General features: G+C 58.6%; 1 protein-coding gene. It reads left to right on the top strand.

Annotated elements, in window-relative coordinates; genetic code table 11:
- Positions 1-91: 91 nt before the first annotated feature.
- Positions 92-13,312, top strand: a complete 13,221-nt coding sequence (locus EVX52_RS10945; RefSeq protein WP_255466709.1) for an Ig-like domain-containing protein — start codon at positions 92-94, stop codon at positions 13,310-13,312.
- Positions 13,313-13,530: the final 218 nt, after the last annotated feature.

The raw sequence follows: 13,530 nt of genomic DNA, 5'->3' as shown, positions 1-13,530 counted from the left end.
CGGGAATACCGGTGGGGGTAGCACGGGCGGAAATAGCGGTGGCAATAATGGGGGAAATAACGGCGGCACGACCGGGGGCGCTGCACCCACCCTGACGCTGTCGACCTTTGCCAACGATAACACCCTAAACCGCGTCGCCGTTGCCAGCCAGCAAACATTCAGCGGCATATCGACCAACGCGGCTGCCGGCAGCACGATAGTGCTGACGATCAACGGAAAAACCTTCACCACGACCGTGGATGGCAGCGGTCGCTGGAACGTTCCTCTTCCTGCCAGCGAACTGCAAACGCTGGCGGACGGCACCTATGTCATTTCCGTGACCCTGACTAACACGTCAGGCGAAACAGTAACCAGGAGTGTGACGGTGGTGGTGGATACCACGCCGCCAGCGCTGACGATAAATCCTGTGGATGGCGATAACGTTATTGATGCAAACGGGCATCAGCAACCGCTGATTCTCACCGGTACGGCATCTGTTTCTGAAGCAGGCCGTGCGGTGGATATCGTGCTCAACGACATTCATTACAGTGCAACCGTCGGTGCTGATGGCACCTGGTCTGTGACCATCCCGGCAAATATTGTCTCTGCGCTGGCAGAAGGGGCTTATACGCTAACGGCCTCCCTGACCGATGCGGCAGGTAACCCGACCTCTGCGCCGGAAAGTTTTATCATCAGCGACAGCGCCGGGATCCTGACCGTCAATCCGGTTTCCGGTGATGGCCAGCTCAATGCCAGCGAAGCGCAAAGCGCACTGGTGATCACCGGGACGACAGCCAATGTGCCAGCCGGAACAGAAATTACCGTCACGGTAGGCAGTGTGGTTTATCACACGACCACCACCACGGGTGGCGGATGGAGTCTGAGCATTTCTCCAGCGGACTTACAGGCACTGGCTGACGGTTCGACTACCGTGACGGTCAGCATGGTGGATTCACAAGGCAATACCCTCAGTCAGACGACGGGTCTCAATGTGGCTATCCACGGTGTACCGCCGACGCTGGATCCGGTATTCGGCGGTGACAACACCCTTGATGCCAGCGAATCCACGACCAGCCAGACACTGACAGGGAATACCGGTCTGACCGGCAACGGACAGACCGTGACTGTCACGGTGGGCGGTCAGCAAATTACCGGCACCGTAGCACCGGACGGTACGTTTACCGTCACGGTGCCATCCTCCGTACTCGGTGCCCTGCCGCAGGGCAGCAATAATATCGTGGTCGCCGTGACAGATCCGGCGGGTAACCACAGCAGCATCACGACGCCGGTGACAGTCGATACGGTGGCTCCGACGCTTGTGATCAATCCGCTGGCCGGAGACGGGCAGATCAGTCTGGCCGAAGCCGCTGGCGCACTGACTTTAACAGGTACGGCCTCGTCCGCAGACTCGGGCAGAACGGTGAATATCACGATTGACGGCCATCCGTTCACCGCCATTGTGGGTGCTGACGGTGCGTGGAGCACGTCAATCCCGGCGGGTACGCTGAGCGGGCTCAACGGTGATTTCCCGATCAGCGCTACCCTGACGGATGCCGCGGGTAATACCACGACCAGCACCCGTCCGCTGCACGTGGCTGCCGATTCCACCCTCCAGCCGGGCATTACGGTGAACGCGTTTGGTGGTGATAAGGTGGTTGATGGCGCAGAAGTGCAGACGGCGCAGGTACTGACCGGCTCCACGACGCTCGTCGAAGCCGGCCAGATCGTCACTGTTACGCTCAGCGGCCGCATCTACGAGGCCACGGTACAGGCCAGCGGCAACTGGAGTGTGATTATTCCGGCGGCTGATATGGTCACACTGACTGACGGCACCAAAACCATCAATGTCAGCGTTTCTGATAAAGCCGGTAACCCGGCGACCGGCAGCGATACCTTCGACGTTGATACCTCACAGAACGGCATTGCGATTGATCCGGTGACCGGTGATAACGTGATTAATGCCGTTGAAACCGCAAACGGCATTGAAATCAGCGGAACCACACTGGGTGTTGCGGAAAATGCCATCGTTACTGTGCGTTTCGGTTCGCTGTTTAAAACAGCCACGGTGGGGGCGAATGGCAGATGGTTCATGCTGTTAAGCACGGGTGAGATTGGGGATATTAAGGGCGCGAATCCGGACCTCAGCAGCATTTCTGCCACTGTCGAAGGGCCGGGCGGGGTGATTTTATCCAACAGCATTAATATCGGTATCGACAACACCAATCCGGTACCGACTCTCAATACGCCGTTTGGTGATGGCCTGCTCAATAGCGCAGAAGCCGCCGCCGGACAAACTCTCAGCGGCACAACGGGTAAATCTGGTGATGGTCAGACGGTGACCGTTACATTAGGCGGACACACCTATAATGCGACAGTGGCCGCAGATGGCAACTGGTCAGTTCAGGTTCCGGTCGCAGATTTGCAGGCGCTGCCGCAGGGCAATGTGGCTATCTCTGTTACCGCGACGGACAGTGCAGGTAATACCGCTGCCATAAGCGGCAATGCCACGGCTGATTTTACCTCGCCGCTTCTGACCGTTAACCCGGTTTCCGGCGACGGATATATCAACGGTACTGAAGCGGCCGCAGGCGTGGCGATCACCGGCACCGCCTCTATTTCTGAAGCAGGACGTACTGTAACCGTGACCCTCAACGGTGAAACCTATACCGGCATCGTGCAGCCCAACGGCCAGTGGAGTGTTTCCGTGCCTGCTGCCGCGTTTAGCGGGATTGCGGACGGCAACTATCCTCTGCAAGTCCAGCTGTCAGATGCAGCCGGTAATACCACCACTGTGGGTTCAAACGTGCAACTGGTCGCAGATGCGGCCAACGGTCCGACCATCACCGTGAATACTTTTGCGGGTAACAATGTACTGGATGGCGCAGAACAACAAACCGCGCAGTCACTCAGTGGCTCGACCTCACAGGTTGAAGCGGGCCAGACAGTGCTGATTTTGCTTAACGGTCATTCTTACACGGCTGTGGTACAGCCAAGCGGAAACTGGAGCATCAGTATTCCGGCTGCGGATCTGGCGACCCTCGCCAACGGTACCACCCCGATCAGCGTATCCGTGGCAGATAAAGCGGGCAATATCGCGACCGGCAGCGAAACCCTGACGGTCAACAACCAGCTCAGCGGGCTGTCGGTTAATCCGGTGGCGGGCGATAACCAGCTCAATGCCAGTGAAGCCGCCGCCGGCATTACTCTCAGCGGGACGTCCGCTAATGTGCCTGTGAACAGCGTGGTCACCATTACGCTGAACGGCAAAACGTATACGGCAACCACCGGCACTGGCGGTGCCTGGAGTACGCCGATCCCGGCCGCTGATCTGGCACTGCTCAGTGACGGTAACAACACGGTGAAAGTCAGCGCGACAGATGCCGCAGGCAATCCGGTATCCGGCAGCAGTGACTTCGGTGTGATCATTCACTCCCTCCCCGTTGCGACGCTTGATACCCCCTTTGGCGATAAACAACTGAATGCCAGTGAGGCTGCTGCCGGGCAGACACTGACCGGCAGCACCGGGATAAGCGGCGACGCACAGGCCGTCACGGTCACCGTCGGCGGTATTCTGTACACTGCCACGGTGGATGCTAACGGTAACTGGAGCGCCATCGTACCTGCCGGAGATTTGCAGGCTATCCCTCAGGGACCGGCCGCCGTACAGGTTACGGTGACCGATGCGGCGGGAAATACCAGTAATATTTCTGTGCCGGTAACCATCGATACGGTGGCACCGGTAGTTACTATCAACCCGGTCGCCGGTGACGGCATCATTAATGCCGCAGAAGCAGGGGCGGTTATTCCTGTCAGTGGCACTGCCGGTGCCGGTGAGGCCGGGGATATTGTTACCCTCAGTATTGCGGGTCATACCTATACAGGTACCGTGGTGACTGGCGGTGGCTGGACAGTCAACATTCCGGCGGATGCACTGGCGAATGTCGCCAATGGCACTTACATCCTGACGGTCACCGTCACCGATGCTGCCGGTAACGCAGGAACCGCAACCACACCGGTGACGGTGAAAGCGGATCCGGCATTATTGCCGACGATTGAGATTGATCTGTTTGCCGGAGACGGCACGCTCGATGGCGCGGAACGCACCAACCCGCAGACTGTCAGCGGCACGACAACTCAAGTTGAAGCCGGACAAATTGTCACCGTAAGTATCGGAAGCGGAACATATCAGGCGACGGTGTTAGCCAGCGGTGCATGGAGTGTCAGCGTTTCGGCGATTGACTTGCAGGCGCTGCAAAACGGCACCGCAACCATTGAGGTTTCTGTCGCCGATAAAGCCGGCAACCCGGCCAGCAACAGCGAAGACTTCACGGTTAACAGTGCGCTGGGCGGAGTGACCATCAACCCGATTACCGGCGATAATAAAATCGATGCCACCGAAGCGGGCGCAGGTTTTGACATCAGCGGTAAAACCGCCAACGTGCCGGAAGGTACGCCGGTTACCGTCAAACTGGGCACGGTGACCTATACCACGCAGACCAACGCTGACGGCAACTGGACCATTAATGTGCCCTCGGGGGATGTCGCTAACCTGGCGGACGGCACCAGCCATGTCATTGTAACTACCGTGACGACCGATCAGGGCGCGGTTACGGCGACGCAGGATCTGGGCATTTACACCACATTGCCGCAACCGACGCTGAATACGCCGTTTGGCGATGGTTTGCTGAGCAGCACGGAGGCTGCCACCGATCAGATACTGACCGGTAAAACGGGGCTGACCGGTGACGGTCAGACGGTGAGAGTCATCATTGACGGCACGCCTTACACCGGTACGGTGGCAACCGACGGTAGCTGGACCGTGACCGTCCCTTCGGCGGATTTACAGGGGCTGGGTGAAGGGACGAAAACCCTCACTGTGAATGTGACCGACGCCGCAGGCAACACCGCTACGTTGCCGGGATCGGTGGATGTGGACTTCACACCGCCTTCGCTGTCACTCGATAATGTGGCGACGGACAACGTGATTAACGCGGCCGAAGCTGGCGCGCCGATTACCCTGAGCGGGACCAGTGATCCGGCCGATGCAGGGCAGACGGTGACACTGACCTTCAATGGACAGACATATACCGCAGAAGTGCAGCCAAACGGCAGCTGGAGCACCACCATTCCGGCCAATACCCTCAACGGCTTGGCTGACGGCAGTTATCCGCTGACCGCTGAACTGACCGATGCGGCAGGTAACACCACTACGCTGCCACCGGTCAATATTGAGCTCGCGACGCAGAACGTGCCGGTGCCCACCATTGAAACGCCGTTTGGCGATACCTTCCTGAATCAGCGGGAAGCGGATACCGATCAGACGCTCACCGGTACCACCGGAGTCACAGGCGCAGGCCAGACCGTGGTGGTCAATATCGGAGGGGTGGATCATTCCGCTGTTGTTGATGCCAATGGTATCTGGACGGTGAACCTCAGTGCGGCAGATTTGCAGGCGATACCGGAAGGTCCGCAAAACGTGGTAGTGACTGCCACTGACAGTGCCGGTAACGCGGGCACCGTTAACAGCGCTATTACCGTCGACTATACCTTGCCAACGCTAACCTTTAACCCGGTGGCGACGGATGACATTATTAATGCGGCCGAATCGCTGCAACCTGTGGTAATCAGCGGAAGCGCAGATATCCCGGATGCCGGTCAAACCGTTTCCGTAGTGCTGAGTTTTAACAATGTGACGTACACCGCAGTGGTTCAGCCGGATGGTACCTGGAGCTTTACACTGCCAAGTAGTGTCGTGCAGTCGCTGACAGATACCACGTATACGCTGACCGCCACGATCACTGATGCGGCAGGGAACAGCACTACAGCCCCGCATACCTTCAGCGTGGATGCTAATCCGGTTGATTTGCCGACGCTGCTGATTACCGCGGTGTCCGGCGACGATTACATTAATGCGATCGAAAAAGGCGCGGATATTCCGATCACCGGGACATCCACCCATCTCGAAAACGGACAGATTGTGGTGGTGAGCTTTAACGGTAAAGCCTACAACGCCGTGGTTGATGCGAATGGCAACTGGACGGCTACCGTGCCTCTGGCTGATCTGGGTAACTTATCTGACGGGCCGGTTACTGTCACGGCGACCGCCACGGATCTGGCCGGTAACCCGGCATCTGCCTCGCACAACGCCACGGTTATCACCCAGCCGGGTGACCTGCCAACCCTGACCATCAATGCCATTTCCGGCGATGATTACATTAATATCATTGAGCATAATCAGGGAATGACTGTCAGCGGGACTTCCGCTCATGTTCCTGTGAATGGCACCGTCACCGTGGTCATTACCGGCGAAAACTACAGCGCGACCTATACAGCCACTGTGCAGGCCGACGGTAGCTGGAGCTTCCCGATGACGGCTGCTCAGGTTCAGGCGCTGCCAGCAGGCAATAATACCTTCACCGCCACCGCAGATGACGTGGCGCAAAACGTGGCGACGGCAACACACAATGTGGCCGTTGATACGGCGGCGCCGATACTGACCGTGACCGTCGATACCGGCGGGGATAACATCATTAATCTGGCGGAAGCCGCGCTGGGTATTCCGGTCAGTGGTTCGACGGATCCTAACCTGACCGTTACCGTCACGCTCAACGGAAAAGATTACACCACGACCGCGGACGGTACCGGTGCCTGGAGTCTCACGATTCCGGGCGGAGATGTGCAGGCCATTACTACCGATGGCAGCAAAACCATCGACGTCCGTGTCACCGATGCGGCCGGGAATAACGTGAGTACCTTTGCTGATTTCACGCTTTCGACGCACGCATTACCCGTGCTGACCTTTGGTGTGATTGCCGGGAACGGTATTCTGAATATCAGTGAAGCGGCCAACGGTTTCACCCTCAGTGGAACCAGCTCAGGTCTGGCACCGGGAACGACTGTGCAGGTGACGGTGCCGGGGCTGGCGGATCCAATTTCCGGTACGGTGAACCCTGACGGACTCGGCTGGACGGCCATCGTTTCGCCGGGCCTGCTCAGCGGACTGACCAGCGGTATCGTGCAGGTGACCGTGACGGCAGAAGATGTTGCCGGTAACCCGGCGTCTTCCAGCGCCAGTCTGGATATTGAGCTGTCTGCGTTGCCGGTACCGACCATCAATCCCCCGTTTGTGGACGGCATTCTGAACGCCACCGAAGCGGCGGGTAATCAGCTGATTACCGGTTCAACCGGCACTACCGGCGCGGGTCAGACCGTTCTGGTGACTGTCGATGGCACGCCGGTGCTGGCCACCGTGGGCAATGATGGCACCTGGACGGCGACGGTGCCTTCCGGTGTGCTTCAGGGGCTGGCGGATGCCACGCACACCATCAGTGTGACCGCAACCGACAGCGCGGGGAATACCAGTGCGGCCGGTACCCTTGATTTCACCGCTCTGACCCATGTTCTGCCCGTGGCGGGCATTAATCAGCCATTCGGCGATGGCATTCTGAATTTCGATGAAGCGTCAAACCCGGCAGGTCAGGTGATTACCGGTACCACCGGGATCACCAGTCCGGGGCAGACCGTGACCGTGGTCATCAACGGTAACGCGGTACCGGTTGTGGTCGATTCTGCGGCGGGAACCTGGAGCGTTTCGCTGACGTCCCCTGAACTGCTGGCATTGCAGGATGGCAGCTGGCCGGTGGTGGTGACCGTGACCGACAGTGCGGGCAACTCATCTGTGCTGCCGGTTTCTGTCGGTGTACAAATCCACAACGTTCCTGCACCGACCATCAATTTGCCATTCGGTGACGGTACGCTGAACATTGCCGAATCCACGGCTGTTGGTGGCCAGACGCTCACGGGTACTACCGGCGTGACCGGAGCCGGGCAAACCGTCAGTGTGGCTATCGCGGGCATAACCGGCAGTCCGTTTACAGCCATAGTGGATCCGGCTACCGGTAACTGGAGCCTGAACCTGACACCCGCCCAGCTGGCAACGCTGGGTCTGGCGACGGCGACACACGAGATTACCGTCACGGCGACAGACAGCGCGGGGAATCATACCGATGCGACACTGACCTTCACGTCCTATCTGTCCGCCCCTGTGCCGGTTATCGACCTGCCGTTTGGCGACGGCAATCTGAATATCGCTGAAGCGGCTGCCGTGAACGTGATTACCGGTAATACCGGCATCACCGGCAACAACCAGAACGTTAAACTGACCATTGATGTGGCTGGCACCACCTATACCGCGACCGTCGATCCGTCGACCGGTGACTGGTCGGTGAGTCTGCCTGCAGGCGTACTGAATTCTCTGGGCAGTGGTCTGCATGATATCAACGTGACGGTGACAGATGCCGCGGGCAACAGTACACCAGCGACGCAGCCGTTTAACAGCTATCTCACCGTGCCGGATGTCACCATCAATACGCCGTTTGGCGATGGTTATCTGAGCGCTGCGGAAGCAGCAGCGGCTGCCACAACGCCAATAGTTCTCAGCGGGACGACGGGACTGACTGGCACCGGACAAAGCGTGGTGGTGCTTGTCGGGGGGATACCTCTTCCGGGTGTGACGGTGGATGCGGACGGTAACTGGTCGGTCCCTGTGACAGCGGGTGAAATCGCCGGTCTTCCGCAGGGCGCTCAGCAAATCTCCGTGTCTGTCACGGACGGCGGCGGCAATACCGGTTCGGCTTCGGCGGATGTCGGCATTGCCGTGACCCAGTTGCCAGCCGTTGCTGTGACATCATTCGCAGGGCTGGGGTTCGACCTGACCTATGCGGAAAGTCAGAATCCGCAAACCATCACCGGTACCACGACGAACGTGCAGGCCGGACAGCAGGTGACGGTTTCAGTTGGGGGCATAAGTCATCAGGCTACCGTGCAGGGCGATGGCACCTGGAGTGCGACCTTTACCCCTGCTGAACTGGCAACGCTCGACAGTACGGATACGATCACGGCGACTGTTAATGATCTGGCGGGTAACACGGCAAATCTGCTGGTGCCTCAGGCTATTACTGTTGATCTGACGCCGCCAACATTCGCCATCACCATCGATCCGGTGACCGGTGACAACATCATTAACGTGGCGGATGGCAATCTGACGAACATTACCGTTTCCGGTAAGTCAATCGGTTTACTGGACGGTACGCCGGTCAACATCAGCATCGGGGGCATTCCGCATGTGGCGATCATCTCAGGAGGAGTTTGGTCAGTGTTGGTTCCCGCCAGTGACTTTACCGATGGCGGAACCACGCCCATTACTGCAATCGCCCCACCGGCCAGTGCGACCAGCAATGTTCTGGTGGATCTCACCGCGCCGGTGGTGACCATTAACGACTTTACCGCTGATAACACCATTAACAACCTTGAATCGAAATCGGCTCAAACCATTTCAGGAACGGTGGTTGACAACAACAATAATGACGTGGGCAGTGTGGTGACTGTCACGCTCAACGGTAAAAACTATACGGCAGTCGTGCAGACGGGCGGAACCTGGTCAGTCAGTGTACCGGCAGCCGATTTGCAGGCATTACCACAAGGCGTCGGTAACAACACTATTACTGCAACGCTGACAGATGCCGCAGGGAATACAGGGAGTGCGACACCGCATCCGATCACTGTCGATACGTCAGCGCCGTTACTGGCGCTGAATGCGGTTGCCGGTAATAACGTCATTAATCTGGCGGAATCACTGCTCAACGTGCTGGTGGGGGGGACCTCCAGCGGTGCGGACGGGCAGACAGTGAACGTCACTCTGGGCGGCGCCTCTATTGGGACAGCGCTTATCCAGCCTGGCGGTGCATGGTCGCTTAACCTGACACCTGAACAACTGATTTTGCTCAATGACGGTACCCTGACCCTGGCCGCCACCGTAACAGATGCGGCGGGTAACACCACCAGCGTCAGTACCGGTCTGGATATCTTCTTCAACAAACTGCTGGATCTGAATGTGGCCAGCGGACTGGGGCTGACCGACGGTTTCCTTAATCTGGCGGAATCACAGGTAGCGCAAACCCTCAGCGGCACGGTGATTGGCGCGGGCGTCGGGTCAGTTATCTCAACGGTAATTGACGGTACGCCATTGTCGGCAATCGTGGGCGCTAACGGATTGTGGTCACTTACCATACCGGCCGCCGTTCTCGGCGCACTGACCGATGGTGCGCAGGTTATCAATCTCACCCTGACCGATGCGGCGGGGAACACCAAGGTTGAAGCACTTAATCTTGATGTGCTGAAAACCTTGCCGGTGCTGGGCGACCTCACGCCAATCTTCGGCGGCAATGGCCTGCTGAATGCGGCGGAATCTCTGCTGGCACAAACCATCGGGGGCGCAGCGACGGCGGTTGACGGCACGCTGGTGACCGTGACCCTTGGCGGTAAAACCTATAACACTACCGTGACGGCAGGCACCTGGAATATCCAGATCCAGCCGGGCGATCTGGGCGCACTGCTGGATGGCACCCTGAATCTGGGTATCACCCTGACAGACCCGGCGGGCAACACGTCTTCTACCCCTATTCCGGTGGGGATTGCCATCCACAATCTGCCGCAGGTGGTGCTCAATACCGTGTTTGGTGACGGCGTGCTCAATATCGCTGATCTGCTGGTTAATCAGACGATTAGCGGCACGGTCTCGAACGTTGCGGCAGGTACCGCGATCGCCGTGCAGGTCGGCACACAAACCATTAACGGCGTAGTTGATGCGACCGGACATTTCCTGGTCACTGTTCCGCCGTCCGTTCTCGGCTTGCTGAGTGGCACGACCGCTGCGGTCAGTGTGACGGTGGCGGATGCGGCGGGTAATGTTGGCAGCGCGGCCGCGAATGCGGTGCTGGATCTCGTCAGGCCGGTCATTAACCTGACGTCGGTCCTGGGCGACGGCTTGCTCAACGCAGCGGACGCACTGACTACCCAGGTGATTGGCGGGACAGTCAGCGGCGTGGCGTCGGGAACGCAGGTGCAGGTCACGCTGGGCGGGAAAACCTTCCTCGGCGCGACCGACGGGACGGGCGCATTCAGCATCACCCTGCAACCGGGTGACCTGAAAGCGCTGGGCGACGGCACCTTCCCGGTCGTGGTTTCTGTTACCGACAACGGCGGTAATACCAGCACCAGCAGCAGCACGCTGACTTCCATTATTAACGCGGTACCGAAAATTGTGCTGGATCCTGTTTTCGGTGCAGATGGCATCCTGAATGCGGCTGAAGCGCTGCTGACACAGACCATCAGCGGTACGGTCACCAACGGGCACGTCGGCGAAACGGTCAACATTAACGTCGGCGGCGGCCTGATCAACCTGACAGCAACCGTTGGCAGTGACGGCAAATTCTCCGCGTCACTGACCCCGCTGCAACTTGCCGGATTGCTTGACGGCAATCTGACCCTCGTCACCACCGTGACCGATGAAGTGGGTAACACGGCGTCAAATACCGTGGGGCTGAATGTCGGTATTCACAATCTGCCATCGATTGTCCTGAATCCGGTCTTTGGCGATGGCGTGCTGAACGTGGTTGACCTGCTGACCGGTCAGACCATCAGCGGTATCGCGACCAACGTCGCGCAAGGCACCCAAGTGCAGATTTCCCTGAATGGCAAAAACTACCTTGCCAATGTGGGCGCTGGCGGCGTGTTCAGCGTGACGGTACCGGTGACGGATCTGGGCGCTATTCTCAACGGCACTCAATCGGTGGTCGCCAGCCTGGTGGACGGCTCCGGTAACCCGGCATCGGTCACCAACCTGCTGAACGTGGTATCGCAGTCACTGCCAACCATCACGCTGAATCCGTTATTTGGTGATGGCCTGCTGAACGCGGCGGATGCACTGCTCACTCAGACCATCAGCGGAACCACCACCAATGCGCAGGGATCGACCGTGACCCTGAACGTCGGCGGCAATACCCTGACGGCACTGGTGAAAGCGGATGGCACCTTCAGTGTGGCCATTCCGCAGCTTACCCTCTCCAGCCTGCTTGACGGTGCGCTGAATGTCGGTGCGTCGGTAACCAATGCTGCCGGTCATGCCGTCAGCGGCAGTGCGACAGCAACGGTGGGTATTCACACCCTGCCAACGCTGTCACTCGGCTCGTTGTTTGGCGGAGACGGTTATCTGAATGCCGCTGAAGCGGGTGCCAGTACTAATATTACCGGGACCTCCAACCTGCTCAACGGCACGGTGTCGGTCACTATTGGTGGCGTGACGCACACCGGTACCATCACCAACGGCGCGTGGAGTGTGCCGTTCACCTCGGCAGAGCTGAAAGGGCTGGCGGATGGTTCGACGCAGGTCTCTGTTTCGGTTGCGGATCTTGTGGGCAACACTGCAATCATTTCTAACCCGCTGAACGTACTGACACATGCATTGCCGCTGGTGGCGCTGAATCCACTGCTCGGCCTGACGCTCGGTGTGGTTGGCGGCATTCTCGGCGGTCAGGGTCTGACGCTGAGCGGGACCAGCCGCAACATCGCCCAAGGTGGCCTGGTCAGTGTCACTCTGCTGGGCAATACGCTGGCAGGGACCGTGCAGGCAGACGGTTCGTGGACAGTGAAACTGTCCAGTGCGCTGCTGAGCAGCTACGGACTGGTGGGCTTACTGAACGCACTGCTCGGCGCGGTGGTGGAACTGAAAGCGGTGGATGCGGCGGGTAACGGATTCGATGCCCATGTCGGGCTGACCGTCGGTTCTACCTTGCCGGCAGAGACCAGCAGTCTGGCCGTTCAGTCACTGGCCGTGGACGATACCCATACACTGGCGGCGGTTCACACCACCGATACCAGCAGTGCAACCAGCGATACTTCAGCGACGCATGCTACCAGTACGCTGACAGATCCGCTGGCCACTGCGGACAACAGCTCTTCAACTACCACTACGCCTGACACCACCACTGCAGACACCATCGCGCACGCGGATACAGCATTCTCTATTGGCGGTATGACCATTGATCTGACGGCCATTGAGGGCGTGGCCCTCGGCGGCGCGGGCAATGACACCATTTCGGTTCACACCCTCGATTTCTCGCAAATCGACGGCGGAACCGGTGTCGATGCCCTGTTGCTGGCGGGTACTCATCAGCATCTGGACCTGACGCTGCTCGGACTGAAAGTTGAACATATCGATATCTTCGATTTAGGCAATTCCGGCACTAACAGCATCTCACTGAACCTGCATGAGGCGCTGAATGTGAAGGATAACCCGTCCGACGAAGTGATCATCAGGGGGGGCGAGGGCAGTCTGGTGAATCTGCAAATGGGCACCGACGGCGCATGGAACGAAACCGGGCAACGTACGGTGGACGGACTGACCTTCGACGTTTATCACAACGCATCTTTGGATACCTCAAACACTCTGGGAGACGTTCTGGTGCAACACGGTCTGCACGTACAGCAGAGTTAATTCTGTAGGCCTCCCCCTGCGAAGGGGGAGGCGGGGAGGGGTTTTGCTGGCGACTGCGATGCCATTGATACCCCGCCCCAACTCTCCACTTCACAGGGGAGAGAGCAGTACCCACAAAAAAATCGGCGTAATTAAGTGGTGTCGGTAATGAAAAATAAGAAAGCGATGCGGTCACTGACCGCAATATTGGGCACCTTGTGTCTGACGGTTTTAACAGG

This window comes from Rahnella sp. CFA14(1/10) (genome assembly GCF_004195095.1).
GTDB classification, from domain to species: Bacteria; Pseudomonadota; Gammaproteobacteria; order Enterobacterales; family Enterobacteriaceae; genus Rahnella; species Rahnella perminowiae.
The sequence above is the reverse complement of the archived record's forward strand: the minus strand, read 5'-3'. Positions and strand labels throughout refer to the sequence as shown.